Below are 17,212 nucleotides of genomic sequence, written 5' to 3' on the forward strand. Positions count from 1 at the left end.
GAAGCCCTTCAGATGATGGGCTTTTTTAAACGCATAATAATGACGATAAAATTAAATATCGTGCTTACTCCCCTGTTAGGCGGGAGAATCAAAAAAAAAAGAATAAATAGAAAATATTCGATTTTAATGCCTACAGGCTGACAGGCTTTTGATCAGTTAAAAACTCAAAGCTTAGAAAACAATTAATATTATCTTTTTTCAACTTGGCTCATTCATAGAATCCAAGTACAATACGGCGCTAGTCGAGGGATGCTGCGACGTTTTACAGGCACTAAATGTAAAATCGCTAGGCTCGACCATCGGTCAGACATTCGTTCTGATCAACAACGGCATCCGCGAACAGAACGATCCAATCTATTTTTTCCTAGGAGATCCTGATGAACGCGGTTACTGCTTCATTTACAGATTACAAAGTTGCTGATATTTCACTTGCTGATTACGGCCGTAAAGAAATTAAACTTGCTGAAGCTGAAATGCCAGCCCTCATGGGTCTGCGTAAACGCTACTCGGCAGCAAAACCACTTGCAGGCGCGAAAATTCTCGGCTGTATCCACATGACCATTCAAACTGCCGTTTTAATTGAAACACTGGTTGAATTGGGCGCTGAAGTTCGCTGGACTTCATGTAACATCTTCTCAACTCAAGACCATGCTGCTGCTGCTATCGCTGCTGCGGGCATTCCTGTATTTGCTTGGAAAGGCGAAACTGAAGAAGAATACATGTGGTGTCTTGAACAACAAATCAATGTAAATGGCAAACCTTGGGATGCCAACATGATTCTTGACGATGGCGGTGATTTAACGCTACTTGTTCACGAAAAATACCCAGAAGTGATTGCAAAAATTCACGGTGTCACTGAAGAAACAACGACAGGTGTTCAACGCCTGTACGAAATGCTTCGTGATGGCACGTTGAAAGTTCCTGCAATCAACGTAAATGATTCTATTACTAAATCTAAGAACGACAACAAATATGGTTGCCGTCACTCACTCAACGATGCCATCAAACGCGGTACAGATATGCTGTTATCTGGCCGTCGTGCGCTTGTCATCGGTTACGGTGACGTTGGTAAAGGTTCTGCTCAATCACTTCGTCAAGAAGGCATGATTGTACGTGTCACTGAAGTTGACCCAATCTGCGCAATGCAAGCATGTATGGACGGTTACGAAGTTGTATCTCCATACAAAAATGGCGTGCAAACTGGCAAGAAAGAAGACGTAAATCTTGATCTTCTTCAAAATACTGACCTGATCGTAACTACAACAGGTAACTACCACGTATGTGACGCTGCAATGCTTGATTCATTAAAAGCTGGCGCAGTTGTTTGTAACATCGGTCACTTCGATACTGAAATTGATACAGCTTACCTACGTGGCTACAAGTGGGTTGAAGTTAAGCCCCAAGTTCACCAAGTGTATCGTTCAGAAAATGAAAATGATTACCTGATCCTTCTTTCTGAAGGCCGTCTGGTGAACCTTGGTAATGCGACTGGTCACCCATCACGTATTATGGATGGTTCATTTGCCAACCAGGTATTGGGTCAAATGCATTTATTCGCTGAGAAATTTGCTGATCTTCCAGAATCTGAAAAAGCTGCACAAATTCGTGTAGAACTACTTCCTAAGAAATTAGATGAAGAGGTTGCTGCTGCGATGGTTGCTGGTTTCGGTGGTGTTTTGACTCAACTGACTCAAGAACAAGCGGATTACTTAGGCGTTCAAGTTGAAGGTCCATTCAAATCAGATGCTTATAAATACTAATTAAACTCAACCCTCTCCCTAACCCTCTCCCATAGGGAGAGGGAACATTCATTACCAAATGTATGTCATCGAGGGTAAGTCCTCTCCTGAGCGTGCTTAAAGCACTGCTTTGAAGCTCAGCGCAAGAGAGGATTTAGGAGAGGCAAAACTAATTAAAAAGTATTTATAAAAAGGATTTCAACATGTCTAAACAGATTCCAATTTCATTTGAATTCTTCCCAACCAAAACTGATGTAGGTGCGGAAAAACTCAAAGTTGTGCATCAAGAACTGCAACTGTTAAACCCAGAATTCTTCTCTGTGACCTATGGTGCTGGTGGTTCCACTCGTGAACGCACCCTGTCTACTATCAATGACTTTAATGGCAAAGGTGCACCTGTTGCCCCTCACCTGTCTTGTATTGGCGATGACAAAGCGCGTATTGCTGAACTTCTAGACCTGTACAAATCTCAAGGCATTAACCGTATTGTTGCCCTGCGTGGTGACTTGCCTTCTGGTCAGGTCGGTTTGGGTGAATTGCCTTATGCACAGGATCTGGTTCGCTTTATCCGGGAACATTCAGGCGATCATTTCAAGATTGAAGTCGCAGCTTATCCGGAAATGCATCCTCAGGCAGAAAGCTTTGACAAAGACATTCAGCACTTTGTTGAAAAAGTTCAGGCCGGTGCCAATGCCGCTTTAACCCAGTTCTTCTTCAATCCAGATGCTTACTTTTACTTTGTAGATCGTATCCAGAAAGCAGGAATCGATATTCCGGTTGCGCCAGGCATCATGCCAATTACCAATTCCAGCAACCTGATTCGCTTTGCTGATGGTACCGGTGCTGAAATTCCACGCTGGATTCGCAAGCAACTGGCAACTTATGGTGACGATACTGCCAGCATTAAAGCCTTTGGCCATGAAGTTGTGGTTAAATTCTGTGAGCGTCTACTTGCAGGTGGTGCGCCAAGCTTGCATTTCTACACCATGAATACTACTGACCCGACCCGTCAGCTGGTCACCGATCTTGGTTTAGCTTAAGCCCTTTATTTCACCGATTTTTTGAGTAGAACGATCAATGCCACGTTTTTATATAGATGCTGATTTAACTATTGATGTCAGCCTTGAGCTTACGGAAACTGTATTTCATCATTGGGTAAAGGTTTTACGCGCGCAAGTCGGTGAAAGCGCGACCCTGTTCAATGGACAGGGTGGCGAATATGACGTGACTTTAATCGAGGTTAATAAAAAATCAGCCACCGTCTCGGTCAATGCATTTAATCCTGCCAATCGCACACCCAAGTTTAAAGCCTTGCTCGGTCAGGTCATGAGCAAAGGCGACCGTATGGATTATGCGATTCAGAAAGCAGTCGAACTGGGCGTATCCGAGATTCAGCTGCTGACTTCGGATCGTTGTGAAATGCGTTTAAAGTATGATCGCGACCAGAAAAAACTGGATCACTGGCAAGGTGTTGCTATTGCCGCTTGTGAACAGTGTGGTCTAAATATTGTACCTAAAATTTTAGCGCCTATGTCACTTGAAAAATGGCTAGACACTGAACTCCCGAAAACCAAACTGGTTTTAGCACCCAATAAAGATGAAACAGATGTACTGGCAGAGGCGACCTTGGATCTTGCCCTGCTGATTGGCCCCGAAGGTGGTCTGAGTGAGGCAGAAATCAGTACCGCAAACCAGAAAGGTTTTCTCAACTGGTGTATAGGCGAACGTGTACTACGTACCGAAACTGCCCCGGTTGTTGCCCTGTCAATTTTGAATTATGTGCTTTAGTTCATCGGATGGGTAAAAATTTGTCTTTAATTTTGTTGATTTTTATTTTTAAGACATCTAATCTCGACTAAAGAATAATAAATACTTATTAATTGATTTCACACATTTCCTGGGGTTTTTATAATAACAATGCACAAGGACGAAAACCGTTTAGGATGAATACAGGCATTGAATCACATGGTTGATAATCAGGACGACTATATTCAGCAGCATTTACATGATGCTCAAATTGCGAATACGCTTCGCCATAGTCGCTATTTTTTGCTCAGTATAATGGTGATTTGCCTTTATATTTTTTGTATTTATCACATTCAATATAGCCCGTCTAATACGTATTTTAATACCTGGTTTATTCTGACAGAACTTCTGGTCAGCATGTGCTGGCTGGTGAGTACGCTGTATTTCAAACCTGAACAATATAATCAGAAAAGTGCGCACCGCTGGTTACAGATACAGAGCCTAGCTGTTGGGATCAGTATCGCGGCAGGTATTTTTACGATTTACTATTATTTGCCACAGGCCAATCCTGCATTTGAAGATATTGAAGCACTGACCTTGTCTGCCTTATTGCTGATTGTTACCCAAACTTTTGGTTTAACCTACCTGACCCAGAAACTGAGTTATTTCTGTCTGGCATTTCTACCGTCTTTACTGCCCTTTTTATTGTCGCAAATTTATCATATAGGTCATTCCAATCCTTTCTTTGCCCTGGCCTTAAATTTCGCCATGATTGTGATTTTGCTGTGCGCGACGAGTAGTTATCGAATTCACAGCCGTACCTCACGCCTGTATGCGGAAAATGATATTCTGGTGAAAAATGCCGAACAGCAAGTGCATTGGACTCATGAACTGTGCCAGCAACTCAAAACTGAAGTTAATAAATCCAAAAATATTGAACTGCAATTACAGCTCAGCAATCAATTGCTGGAGCAAAAAGTACGGGAACGTACCTATGATATTGAACAGATCAATCATGACCTGAAGAATCAGCAGCAAAACCTAGAACTTGCACATGAAATTGCCGGTATTCGGCCATGGGACTGGAATATTCAAGAGCGCAGCATCACCTTAACCAATCATAAAGACGAAAAGATTCTGCACGACTCCAAAGATCACAATCTGCAATTACAGTATCTGATTCACCCTGAAGATCTAGACTATTTTAAGCACAATATGAAACAGCATCTGCGTGGCCAGATTGAACGCTATGATGCCACTTACCGGATCAAGCTCAGTGAAGGTGGCTGGAGTTGGGTGCATGATATTGGCCGGGTGATCAGTCGTGATCCTAAAAATAAAAAACCCTTGCGCATGGTCGGTATCCGTCGTGATATCCAGCAGGAACGTCTGTCTCAAGAACGTTTAAAGCTGGTGGCCAGTGTACTGGAACAGGCTGCGGAAGGGGTTTTCATTCTGAATCCTGAATTAGATTATATCGATGTCAATCCTCACTACGAATACCTGAGCGGTTTTGAGCGTGACGAGATTATCGGTAAATCCTTATTTGATATTGCGGTGCAAAATAAATCCCAGCAACGTACTTTTCAGGCCAATATTGTCAAACAGATTCAAAAGATTGGCTCTTATGATGGAGAGGTTTATGCCAAATTTCTGTCTGGTAAAGAGTCGACTTTATGGCTGCATATTAATGCCGTGACTGATGATGAAGGCCGGATTACCCATTATATTGGCATTGTCTCAGATCTGACTGAACGTAAATTACAGGAACAGCGCCTGTCCTATTTGGAAAATTACGACACGCTGACCGATTTACCGAACCGCTTCTATTATAATTATCAGTTGCATCAATATCTGGTTTCGCAAAAAGACTCGATTAAAGAGATGGCTGTGATTCGGCTTAACATCGACCGTTTCCGGCCATTGAATGAATACCTGTCTAATAACGGCGGTGATGAACTTTTACGTCAGGTGGCGCAGCGGCTGCGCATGACCAATGCAGAAGCGCTATTTGTGGCACATCTAAATGGTGATGATTTTGCGATTCTCTATGAAATCTCACATATTCGCCCCTCAGTTCAGCACCATTGTGAACGCATTGCTCAGGCCTTTAGCAGACCGTTTAATATTTACGGTCAGGATCATGTGATTACCTTGTCCATGGGTGTGGCATTTTATCCGGATCATGGCCGTCAGCTGGATTATTTAAATAACTGCGCCGAACAGGCATTGAACGAAGCCAAAAATCTCGGTGGCAACACCATTCATTTTTATTCTAGTGAAAATAATGGGTTACAGAATAAAGGGGTTTTTCTGGAACGGGATTTGCGTAAAGCGATCCAGAATAATGAACTGGTGGTGTATTATCAGCCAAAAATCAATTTCAGCAATCAAAGCATTTATGGCTTTGAAGCGCTGATTCGCTGGAACCATCCAGAAAAAGGCATTATCGCACCCGGGCTGTTTATCCCGTTAGCGGAACAGACCAGCCTGATTTCAGACATTGGCCGTCTGGTGATCCAGCAGGCCGCTAAACAGATTCGCCAATGGAATGATCTGGGCTTTAATCATATTTGTGTATCAGTCAATATCGTGGCGCAGCAATTGCGCCGTGGTCAATTACTTGATGATCTGGATCAGGCCATTGCAGACAACCAGATTTCTGGCGCCAGCCTGGAACTGGAAATTACCGAATCTTCTTTAATTGAAAATTCGGAAGCGGTCAAAAACCTGCTGAATGAAATTAAACAGCGACATATTCATATTGCCCTGGATGATTTCGGCACAGGTTATTCTTCCCTCTCCTATCTTGCTGATTTCCCGATTGATACCTTAAAAATTGATCGCAGTTTTGTTTGCAAGATTGGGGAAAACAAGCAAGCAGCGATTGTCAGTGCCATGGTGGCCATGGGTAAAGCCATGGGGATGACCGTGGTCGCGGAAGGAATCGAGACCGAAGAGCAGCTAGAATATCTACGTGATTTAGACTGTGATATTGCCCAAGGTTACTTATTTTCCAAACCGCTTCCTGAGCAGGATGCAACCGCTTATTTAATGCGAGACAAGACGCATCAGACTTATATATCTCAAGTCTAAGTCCATACCCGAGCACAATAAGTTTGTTGGAAAAACGGCCGTCTTTGTCTGTCCGAACTGGTTAACAAATGGTATATTCAGGAACATAAATAAATTCTTTGCCCGCTGACCGGGTAATCTTTACAACGATCGAGAGACTGATGGACGAACAATCTTTAAAGCAACAGGCCCTTTACTATCACGAATTTCCTACCCCGGGGAAAATCAGCGTTACACCAAGCAAACAATTGGTCAACCAACGTGACTTAGCCCTTGCTTACTCGCCTGGCGTAGCTGCACCATGTCTTGAGATTGAACGCGATCCTTCAACTGCTGCATTGTATACAGCTCGTGGCAACCTGGTTGCTGTCGTGACCAACGGTACTGCCGTGCTTGGCTTGGGTAATATTGGTCCTTTGGCCTCTAAACCAGTGATGGAAGGTAAAGGCGTATTATTCAAAAAATTCGCCGGCGTTGATGTATTCGATATCGAAATTGCTGAAAATGATCCAGACAAAATTGTGGATATTGTCGCTGCATTAGAACCGACTTTCGGCGGGATTAACCTTGAAGATATCAAGGCGCCAGAGTGTTTCTATATCGAGCAAAAACTGCGTGAACGCATGAATATTCCAGTATTCCATGATGATCAGCACGGTACTTCAATTATTGTCGGTTCTGCGCTCCTCAACGCGTTGCAAATCAATGGCAAAAAAATTGAAGAGATCAAGATTGTGGCTTCAGGCGCGGGTGCTGCTGCACTGTCTTGTTTGAATCTGCTTTGCGCTCTGGGTGCTAAAAAAGAGAACATCATCGTTGCCGATTCACGCGGTCTGCTGACTACGCATCGTGAAGGCCTGGATGAATCCAAGAAAGCCTATGTACAAGACATCGAAGCTACTCAGCTCGGTGACGTGATTGCGGGTGCAGACATGTTCCTCGGTCTTTCTGCTGCGGGCATTCTGACCAAAGAAATGGTCAAGGTCATGGCTGAAGATCCGATCATCTTTGCCTTGGCAAACCCGGATCCAGAAATTCTGCCTGAACATGCGCATGAAGTACGTGATGACGTGATCATGGCAACTGGCCGTTCTGACTATCCGAACCAGGTGAATAACGCACTGTGCTTCCCGTACATCTTCCGTGGTGCATTGGACGTTGGTGCAACCACCATTAACGAAGAAATGAAAATTGCCTGTGTACACGCGATCGCGCGTATGGCACACGTTGAAGCTGATGCGGCGACTTATGGTGAAAAATCTGCATCATTTGGCCGTGAATACCTGATTCCGGGACCACTGGATCAACGTTTGATTCTAGAAATCGCACCTGCTGTTGCACAAGCAGCCATGGATTCTGGCGTGGCAACACGTCCAATCACGGATTTCTCGCATTATCGTCAACGTTTGTCTGAGTTTGTCTACAACTCTGCATTCATGATGAAACCGATTTTCGAACAAGCCAAATCTGATCCTAAACGTATTGCTTATGCGGAAGGTGAAGACCTGCGTGTACTTCGCGCAGTTCAAATTGCGGTAGATGATGGTTTGGCAATTCCAATTCTGGTGGGTCGCCCAGCTGTAATTGAAGCCAACATTAAAAAATTGGGTCTGCGTCTTGAAGATGGCGTGAATATCACGATTGTTGATCAGGAAAAGAACCCGAACTATGAAATGTTTGCAGACGATTATTACAACATCATGCAGCGTAAGGGTGTAACGCCTGAATATGCACAGCGTGAAGCACGTCGTCGCTCGACCCTGATCGCAGCGATGCTTGTGAAACATGGTATGGCAGACGGTATGCTGTGTGGTACGTATTCAAGCTACGACATTCACCTGGACTTCGTCAGCAACATCATTGGCAAGAAAGATGGTCATAACACTTTCTTTACCCTGAATGCCTTGATGCTTGAAGACCGCAACCTGTTCATTGCCGATACCTATGTCAACACCAATCCAACGGCTGAGCAGCTGGCTGAAATGACCATTCTAGCCGCTGAAGAAGTTCGCCGTTTTGGTATGACACCACGTATTGCCCTGCTGTCTCACTCAAGTTTCGGTTCAGACCAGCATGATGCTAGCGCGCAAAAAATGCGTAAGGTATATGACATCCTGTCTGAAATCGCGCCTGAGCTGGAAGTTGAAGGTGAAATGCACGGTGATGCTGCACTGGATGAAAACATTCGTCAGTTTGCATTCCCGAATTCACGTTTCAAAGGCTCTGCAAACTTGCTGATCATGCCGAATCTGGATGCTGCCAATATCTCGTTTAACCTGTTAAAGGCAACTTCAGGCAACAACGTAACGATTGGTCCAATTCTTCTAGGTGCTGCGAAACCTGTCCACATTTTGACGCCGACTGCGACTACGCGTCGTGTGATCAACATGACTGCACTGACTGTTGCAGAAATCCAGCAAGTGGAACAAGATGCACTTTAAGCCAATGACAAGATAACGACGCATCAGCCTCGTTTCTTAACTTGAGAAAACCTCTATTCTGTAGCATGATGCTTGTAAGAATAGAGGTTTTTTCATGCAAGTTTATTTAGTAGGCGGCGCAGTTCGAGATCATTTGCTCGGACACCCCTATCACGAAAAAGATTATGTGGTCGTTGGTGCAACTCCCGCGCAAATGCTTGACTTAGGCTATCAGCCTGTAGGCAAAGATTTCCCTGTTTTTCTACATCCCCAAACAAAAGAAGAATATGCACTGGCGCGTACCGAACGTAAATCTGGTGCCGGTTATCATGGTTTTGAGTTTCATACCGATGTCAGCGTTACGCTAGAGCAGGATCTGATTCGTCGCGATCTGACCATTAATGCCATGGCCATGGATGATGCCGGCCAGGTTTATGACCCTTATGGCGGTCAACAGGATCTGGAAAACCGGATTCTACGTCATGTTTCCGATGCATTTGTGGAAGATCCATTACGCGTGCTACGTATTGCCCGTTTTGCTGCCCGTTATACCAGTGCAGGCTTTGTGATTGCCGATGAAACCTTAGCATTAATGCAACGCTTGACTGAAACCGGTGAATTAAATGCATTGACACCAGAACGCGTCTGGAAAGAGACTTCCCGTGCATTATCCGAACGTCATGCTGATGTGTATTTTGAAGTATTACGTCAATGTGGTGCTTTAAAGGTGCTATTCCCTGAGATTGATGCCTTATATGGCATTCCACAACGCCCAGAATATCATCCGGAAATTGACTGCGGCATTCACACGATGATGTCCTTGCAGCAGGCGTGTCGTCAAAATTATAGTCTGGATGTACGTTTTGCCGTTTTAGTGCATGACTTAGGAAAAGCTTTAACGCCGGTTGAAGAATTACCGCGACATATCATGCATGAAGAGCGTGGCATCAAGCCAGTGAATGAACTGTGTGACCGTTTAAAAGTGCCGACGTATACCAAGCAGCTGGCTTTGGCGGTGTGCAAAGAGCATCTGAAATGCCATCAGGCCTTCAATCTTAAGCCGGGAACCTTATGGCGATTATTGCAACGTCTGGATGTGTTACGTCGCCCTGAACGTGTCGAAGCTTTCGTCCAGGCGTGTGAATGTGATTCACGTGGCCGTCTAGGTCTGGAAGATCGTGCTTATCCACAAGCACAATATGTCCTCGATGCCATGCAAACCGTACGCGCCATCAAGGCACAAGACCTGCCTGCCGATATTCAGGGTCCGGATATTGGTGAAATGCTGATTGAACGACGGATTCAGGCACTCGGTGAACTCAAAGCACAACAAACCGTAGCGATTGAATAATAAAAAAGCACCCTCGGGTGCTTTTTTAATAGCTTAATTTCTCTTTATCACAAAAGGAATTAAGAAATATTGGATCAGTACCATCAGGAAATATCTGCCGGAAAAGTAATCACTTGCTCCAGTTTCATTTGATTGGTTGCAATCATCAACAAACGGTCAATTCCAAGGGCAATTCCAGAACATTCCGGCATATTCGGTAAAGCTGCCAATAGATATTTATCGATCGGCATGACATGCAAGCCCAGCTTGGCCCGTTCTGCATTATCCGCCTCAAAGCGCGAACGCAATACGTCGGCATCAATCAGCTCATCATAGGCATTGGCCAATTCTAAACCTTCGATATACAATTCAAAACGTGCGGCGACCAGTTCACCATCTTCATCGGTTCGGGTTTTGGCCAGTGATGCCATTTCAGGGGGGAAATCAGTCAGGAATACTGCAGTATCAAAACCCAGACTAGGTTCAACCATATGTGAAAATAACAGGTCGATATAACCGAGACGATCCTCGCCTAAATCCAGATTGAGTCCAACGCGGCGGCAGCAATCTTTCAGTTCCTGTAAAGTGGCTTGAAGTGGATTGAGATCCAGACGATCCATGAAAGCATGTTTATAGCTTAGAATGGTCGGACGGATTTCGCCAAAACGTGCTTTCAAAGTCACATTCAGCAAATCCGATACTTCAAACATCAGATCTTTTAAGCTAAATCCCGGGCGATACCATTCCAGCATGGTGAATTCGCTATTGTGCTTGCATCCATGCTCATCATTGCGGAAGACCTTACAGATTTGGTAAATGGGTCCACTACCACTGGCCAATAAGCGCTTCATAGCAAATTCGGGTGAGGTCTGCAAATAATGCGTATTCAGTTTACCCAGCACATGGCGCTGTGCCTGTACCGAGGCTAAATGCACATCGGTCACAGCGGCTTGAGACAAAATCGGTGTTTCCACCTCTAATACATCCCGCTCAGCGAAAAATTGACGGATTTGACGATATAAGGTCGCCCGTGCACGCATGGCTTGAAGGTCACAAGTGGGTTGATACGTCATCGTCATGCCTTCGGCCCACCATGTGCTGCCCACTCACGACGCAGCGGATAGGTTTTACGTAAATGATCAAATGCCTGCTGATCGATTTTGCCTTCTTTGAGACAGGCACGTAGATTGGCATCATCACGAGCAATGTCATAAATTTGGGATAAATGCTGTTGCAATGCCATTTTTAAATCCTGCCCCTGAAAAAACTGCTCACAGATAGGCAGCTGGGATTCAAACTGTTTATTGGCTGCAAAACCGAAAGTTTGACAAAAAGCTTCGTAAATCATCTGGGTACCACGTGCCTTGCCTTCCAGGCTATAGCCGGCAATATGCGGAGTCACCAAAGTCACCAGATCCAGAAGTTCTGCTGAAATCAGCGGTTCGTGTTCAAAAACATCCAAAATTACGGGGCGTTGTGTCGCTTTAATATCTTGAATTAAGGCAGTTTCTTCAATCACTGGCCCACGCGCTGAGTTAATCAGGATCGCGTCAGGCTGCATTTTTGCCAACGCAGTAGCATTAAATAAATGATAGGTTGGATATATGCCTGTTTTGGTTAAAGGGACATGAATTGAAACGGCGTCCACCTGCTGCAGCAGTTCATGAAATTCGACTTGATCAACCTGCTCTCTTTGCACAAAAGGATCGCAACCGATCACGCGCCAGCCCAAGAGCTTCGCCATATAAGCCAGTCGGGTTCCGACATTACCCAAACCGACAATACCCAGGGTAAATGTCGTATTGGCATCGAGTAATTCAGGACGTACCTGCAATAATGCGGTAATGACATATTCAGCCACTGCTTGCGCATTACAGCCGGCTGCATTACTCCACTGAATCCCATGTTGTTCTAATGCAGCAATATCCAAATGATCTGTACCAATGGTGGCACTGCCCACAAATTTGATCGAACTATTCTGTAGCAGTACTTCATTGACCTGAGTCACTGAACGTACCAGCAAGCTATCGGCATCTTTGACATCATCTGCGCTTAAGGTTCGCCCTGCACAATGTTGAATGTCACCAAATTCGGAAAAGAAATAATCGGTAAATGCCAGATTTTCATCTGCGACAATTTTCATAATGAAATCCATATGATGCTTGGGCGTATGATAGCGCGTTGGCGCCTCTGACTCTATATTTGGCCGATACGCCCATTTTTCAAGATTTTATGCCTTGAGTTCAGGACTGAGGAATTGAGTATTCAATATCTGCAGCCTAAAAAGAAAAACCCCAATCTTTCGACTGGGGTTTTAAAAATTTGGCGGAAGCGGTGAGATTCGAACTCACGGAGGACTCACACCCTCGTCGGTTTTCAAGACCGGTGCATTAAACCGCTCTGCCACGCTTCCTTGGCCGCCATCATATAAATAAATTAGATTTTTGGCAATAAAATTTAGCGAAACTTCTATAAAAAGCGGCTTATTCAGCTAAAAATCATCCGAAATCAAAGCCAACCTGGGCATTTTCATTCAAAGATTTGAATCTTGAAATGATCTTGAGTTGTATTTAACTCAGTAGAAAATGATGAGAGAAATAACCGCATTCAGCATCAAGTGGATCAACAATCAAAAAAATTGAGACATAAAAAAACCCAATCAAATTGACTGGGTTTTTAAAATTTGGCGGAAGCGGTGAGATTCGAACTCACGGAGGACTCACACCCTCGTCGGTTTTCAAGACCGGTGCATTAAACCGCTCTGCCACGCTTCCATGGCCGACATGATATAAACAAAAATCACGCTTGGCAAATATTTTTATGCTTTCGCTGCATCAACTGCACAAAATAAAATCAATTATATTAATCTGCTGAATTTTCTGGCTTTTCATAACGAATTGAATTGATGAACCAGAGTTTCTTGCCGGAGGGAGTCACTACTTCGGCTTCATCATCGACCTGCTTGCCTAATAACGCGCGTGCCATCGGCGAACTGATCGAAATATGCTGCGGATGATGATCATAAATTTCATCTACACCGACAATGCGTAAAGTTTTTTGTTCACCTTCTTCATTTTCAATGTCCACCCAAGCACCAAAATAAACTTTTCCTTCCTGCTCCGGGGAAAAATCGATGATTTTCAGTTCTTCGAGGCGCTTGCCGAGATACCTGACCCGTCGATCAATTTTACGCAAAATTTGCTTGTTATATTGGTAGTCTGCGTTTTCAGAACGGTCGCCGAGACTGGCTGCCCAGTTCACTTTTTTGGTAATTTCAGGACGTTCTTCATGCCAGAGATTCTTAAGTTCTGCCACCAATTTATCGTGTCCAGCACGGGTGATTAAGTTGGATTTCATACGTCTTGCTGATCAAATTTTCAGTGTTTTAACTTACAAACAGCTTATTTTATTTACCACTTTAACACAATGGTAAAATTCCAAAAAAATTAACTTTATATTTCAATATCTTAAAATTATTTTTAAAAATAATTTGTGTACAAAATTTGACAATCGTTTTTCAGATCATTAATATGCCACCAACTTCCGGAAATGCTTATTTTTTAATCTATGTAGTTTTTCTACATAATTATCTTTAAATCTCTTGTCATTTTGAATGACGTCATGACTGCCCAACCCTTATTGAATTTATCAAACTGTTAAAATTTCTGGCTTTGTTGGCTGTGATTTTTAGGGCATAAATTACTTGTAGCGGAGACAACATGCACAGTAGTTCATCCACTGGGTCGAGGCTTTGCCTAAGATCTGTAATTTCTTCTCTCCCTTTGAAAGCACTTGTACTGAGCACTGCATTTATTCCCCTACACAGTATCAATGCAAGTAAGACCACACTTCAGTTTGATCATGTGGTCAATAGCAATAAGTTGACCGTGGTTGCGGTTGAAAATCCGACTACCGTATTCCAGGATGGACAACATCTGCATGGCTTCGGTTATGATCTGGTTCGTAACTATGCTAACAATCTGAATGTAAAACTCGATTTTAAAATCGTTCCTGATAACAATACGGCACTGCAATGGGTTGCTCAGGGTAAAGCCAATCTGGCCATGACAACTACCGATATACGCACCATTGAAAATAAGCGTTTGACGTCATTCTCAGCCACTTGTGGCGATGAATCGATTCTGTCAAGTAATGGCTTGAATACCAATTTAAATCTAGTGTTTAAATCTGCTACAGATCCTTTGAGCCAGACGGCCAGTGCTTTTGTCTGCAAAGGCAAACAAAGTGGTGCCATCAAGCAGCTTGCTTCATTTTATAATCAGAATGTGGTGAAAGAGGAATCTTGGACCACCATTCAACGTGATTTGAACAACCGTCTGCCGATCTATGAAGCGAGCTTTAAACAGACAGCTCAGCAGTATGATCTGGATTGGCATTTACTGGCGGCCATTGGTTATCAGGAATCTTATCTGAAACCGAATTCAGTTTCTCCGACGGGTGTGCGTGGTTTGATGATGCTGACCAACAGTACAGCCAAAGCCATGGGTGTGAGTAACCGTACCGATCCGGCTCAAAGCATTCAGGGTGGCGCCAAGTATTATGATCAAATGCTTAGTCGCTATGAGCATATTCCTTTTCCAGATCGAAACTGGTTTGCACTAGTAGCTTATAATATGGGCCCAGGTGCAGTGAATCAGTTGCAAAAGCGCATTCAGTCGCAAGGCAAGAACCCGAATAACTGGGTGAACTTATATGCCTATCTGGATCAGAATAAAGCCAATAATGGTCGTTACCGTCAAGCGGTGCAATATGTGACCCGTATTCGTGCTTATCTGGAGCATATCAAGACCACACCGCAATTGGTGAATATCTAAGCTGAAACCTTAGCGTTAATCAAAATGCCATAAAAAAAGCTTACCTCAGGGTAAGCTTTTTTGGTCTTCATTCAGGCTAATGTCTTAGCAGAATTAAGCCGTAGTATTTTCAAGCACTTTCTTGAACAAATCTTTTTGTTCCTGACTTGGCTTTGCAGTTTGAAGTGCCATCAATTGTGACATATCACCCTGTACTTTGATTTTGCCGGTCATGAAGGCCTGCATCGCAGCAGCCATATCAAATTCCAGGAAAACTTTACGTAGAGTTTCGCCATCCATATTCAGCGTGGTTTTGGCATTTGAAGACAAACCTTTCTTGATTGCCCCACCATCTAAAGATAGTTCAGTATTACCTGTAGTGTCCGCTACAACCAAATTAATCGCAAGGTTCGCCAAAGCTGGTGGCAAATTCAAATCGCCAGCTTGCGCAGTTAGAGTTTCTACAGTTGAAAACCAATCATCAGTTAAAAAAGCAGGCATGATCTTTCCTCAAATTATTTGTTCATTTGTGTCGACTATCCAGACGACATCATGTTGAAGCTATTATGCTTGTGCTTTGTTATATCATGATCATTAGCGCAAAGGCTAACGAATTTTGTACGCGCCGTTCAATTTTTGTAGTTCTATTTTTATTTATGTTTATAAGCAGACATCAACCCGCGGGCTGATGTCTACACGTTCTAAAATTAGTCTGCAGCAAAGCCCAGATTAACCATATTGATCCGGCGGTTCTCGCCTTCCACCGCTTCTTCAGTTGAATCACCACCTTTGAAGTCGAATTCACGCTGGCTATCCAGAACTTCAAAATCAAATAATTCACGATCGACTAACTGTGATGGCGAAACATTTTGCAATGCGCCAAAAATGCTGTGCAGACGTTTTGGATGTGCTTTATCCCAATCACGTAACATGTCATTGATAATTGCGCGCTGCAGGTTGTCCTGAGAGCCACATAAATTACATGGAATAATTGGAAATTGACGCATTTCTGCATATTTAATGATGTCTTTTTCTTCCACATAGGCCAGTGGACGAATCAGAATGTTCTTTTTGTCTGAAGACAACAGTTTTGGTGGCATAGCTTTCAAGCTGCCGCCATGGAACAGGTTCAGGAAGAAAGTCGCCAGGATATCATCACGATGATGGCCTAAGGCAACCTTGGTCGCACCAATTTCCTGCGCAAAACCGTATAAAGAACCACGACGCAAACGCGAACAGACTGCACAGTAGGTTTTACCTTCAGGCGTCAACTTTTTGGTGATGCTGTAGGTATCTTTTTCCAAAATGTAATACGGAATGTTATTTTCTTCTAAATAACGCGGTAATACATCTTCCGGGAAGCCTGGCTGTTTCTGGTCCAGATTCACAGCCACTACATCGAAATTGATCGGTGCGATGCGCTTGAACTGTAGCAGGATATCCAACAGGGTATAACTGTCTTTACCACCAGAAATACACACCATGACCTTATCGCCTTCTTCAATCATCTTGAAGTCACGAATGGCATGTCCGACCTGGCGGCGAAGCTTCTTCAACAAACGGTAGTAGGCTGAGCTTGTTGGCAGTTCAGGTTTGAAATTAAATCCTTGTTCGGACTCAACTGGCGAGTACATAGACGAGATTAACCCATAAAAAAAATACCGCGCAATTTTAGCCGATTCGGACCGCTATCGCATCAAAAGAATTTATTTTCATGAAAATGTCTTATTAGTTTCATTTTCATGTTTTATTTAGATTGATATATTGAACGATTGCGTTCATTTTTTAGTCAAGATGCTTATCTTTTGGACTTTTCCACAGTTGTCCACAAAAGCTGTGGATAACTTTGTGGATTGAAACAGACTTGACAACTTGTCCGGCTCAAAAGATAAGGCTTTTCTTTGAATTGATCATTTTTTGATCAATTTAATTATTAATAAAAATCAAATAGTTAACCCTGTCAAGCCTAAGGTTTTAAATTAAATCATATTTTTTTTTCTATCGCTAAAATGTAAAAAATGACTTGCATTTACAAACTCGTTTATAAATGCAGCGCACAAGTCTTTTCATTCCGTAATTTTTTGTTAA

12 protein-coding genes and 2 tRNA genes are annotated in these 17,212 nt (G+C 43.4%); 7 read left to right on the plus strand and 7 right to left on the minus strand.

Going from position 1 to position 17,212, the window contains the following annotated elements:
• Window positions 1–377 precede the first annotated feature (377 nt).
• From ahcY to ACIG3F_RS00385, 6 genes are all read left to right on the plus strand, one after another.
• Window positions 378–1,760, plus strand: a complete 1,383-nt coding sequence (ahcY, locus tag ACIG3F_RS00360; protein ID WP_396468873.1) for an adenosylhomocysteinase — start codon at window positions 378–380, stop codon at window positions 1,758–1,760.
• A 182-nt stretch (window positions 1,761–1,942) separates the two neighbouring features.
• Window positions 1,943–2,779 (plus strand): methylenetetrahydrofolate reductase [NAD(P)H], encoded by an 837-nt coding sequence (gene metF, locus ACIG3F_RS00365; protein ID WP_396468875.1) that lies wholly within the window; start codon window positions 1,943–1,945, stop codon window positions 2,777–2,779.
• Between the two features lie 37 nt (window positions 2,780–2,816).
• On the plus strand, window positions 2,817–3,527 hold the full coding sequence (locus ACIG3F_RS00370) for a 16S rRNA (uracil(1498)-N(3))-methyltransferase (RefSeq protein WP_396468877.1): 711 nt from the start codon (window positions 2,817–2,819) through the stop codon (window positions 3,525–3,527).
• Window positions 3,528–3,704: 177 nt separating this feature from the next.
• Window positions 3,705–6,581 (plus strand): EAL domain-containing protein, encoded by a 2,877-nt coding sequence (locus tag ACIG3F_RS00375; RefSeq protein WP_396468878.1) that lies wholly within the window; start codon window positions 3,705–3,707, stop codon window positions 6,579–6,581.
• A 140-nt stretch (window positions 6,582–6,721) separates the two neighbouring features.
• Window positions 6,722–9,001 (plus strand): NADP-dependent malic enzyme, encoded by a 2,280-nt coding sequence (locus tag ACIG3F_RS00380; RefSeq protein ID WP_396468880.1) that lies wholly within the window; start codon window positions 6,722–6,724, stop codon window positions 8,999–9,001.
• Between the two features lie 94 nt (window positions 9,002–9,095).
• Entirely contained in the window at window positions 9,096–10,331 is a 1,236-nt protein-coding gene (locus ACIG3F_RS00385; protein ID WP_005103927.1) for a multifunctional CCA addition/repair protein, read from the plus strand.
• A gap of 83 nt (window positions 10,332–10,414) precedes the next feature.
• Here ACIG3F_RS00385 and epmA read toward each other — a convergent pair whose 3' ends face one another.
• From epmA to greB, 5 genes are all read right to left on the minus strand, one after another.
• Window positions 10,415–11,389, minus strand: coding sequence for an EF-P lysine aminoacylase EpmA (epmA, locus tag ACIG3F_RS00390; protein WP_396468883.1), 975 nt, complete (start codon window positions 11,387–11,389; stop codon window positions 10,415–10,417).
• A complete protein-coding gene (locus tag ACIG3F_RS00395; RefSeq protein WP_396468885.1) occupies window positions 11,386–12,453 on the minus strand; it encodes a 4-phosphoerythronate dehydrogenase in 1,068 nt (355 codons plus the stop codon). Before ACIG3F_RS00395 ends, epmA begins: the two co-directional genes overlap by 4 nt.
• Before the next feature lie 180 nt (window positions 12,454–12,633).
• A tRNA-Ser gene (locus ACIG3F_RS00400) sits at window positions 12,634–12,723 on the minus strand.
• 271 nt (window positions 12,724–12,994) lie between these two features.
• Window positions 12,995–13,084 (minus strand) — tRNA-Ser (locus tag ACIG3F_RS00405).
• A gap of 88 nt (window positions 13,085–13,172) precedes the next feature.
• Window positions 13,173–13,667: a transcription elongation factor GreB gene (gene greB, locus ACIG3F_RS00410; RefSeq protein WP_005265847.1), complete on the minus strand. Its 495-nt coding sequence runs from the start codon at window positions 13,665–13,667 to the stop codon at window positions 13,173–13,175.
• Window positions 13,668–14,029: 362 nt separating this feature from the next.
• On the opposite strand from greB, the gene ACIG3F_RS00415 reads away from it, so the two are divergent.
• Window positions 14,030–15,145, plus strand: coding sequence for a transglycosylase SLT domain-containing protein (locus ACIG3F_RS00415; protein ID WP_005247689.1), 1,116 nt, complete (start codon window positions 14,030–14,032; stop codon window positions 15,143–15,145).
• Window positions 15,146–15,238: 93 nt separating this feature from the next.
• On the opposite strand, the gene ACIG3F_RS00420 is transcribed toward ACIG3F_RS00415, so the two are convergent.
• Window positions 15,239–15,625 (minus strand): SCP2 sterol-binding domain-containing protein, encoded by a 387-nt coding sequence (locus ACIG3F_RS00420; RefSeq protein WP_004280536.1) that lies wholly within the window; start codon window positions 15,623–15,625, stop codon window positions 15,239–15,241.
• A gap of 206 nt (window positions 15,626–15,831) precedes the next feature.
• On the minus strand, window positions 15,832–16,758 hold the full coding sequence (gene ttcA, locus ACIG3F_RS00425; protein WP_004280538.1) for a tRNA 2-thiocytidine(32) synthetase TtcA: 927 nt from the start codon (window positions 16,756–16,758) through the stop codon (window positions 15,832–15,834).
• Window positions 16,759–17,212: the final 454 nt, after the last annotated feature.

This window comes from Acinetobacter sp. NPDC052428 (genome assembly GCF_044547685.1).
In the GTDB taxonomy this organism is placed as follows: domain Bacteria; phylum Pseudomonadota; class Gammaproteobacteria; order Pseudomonadales; family Moraxellaceae; genus Acinetobacter; species Acinetobacter lwoffii_G.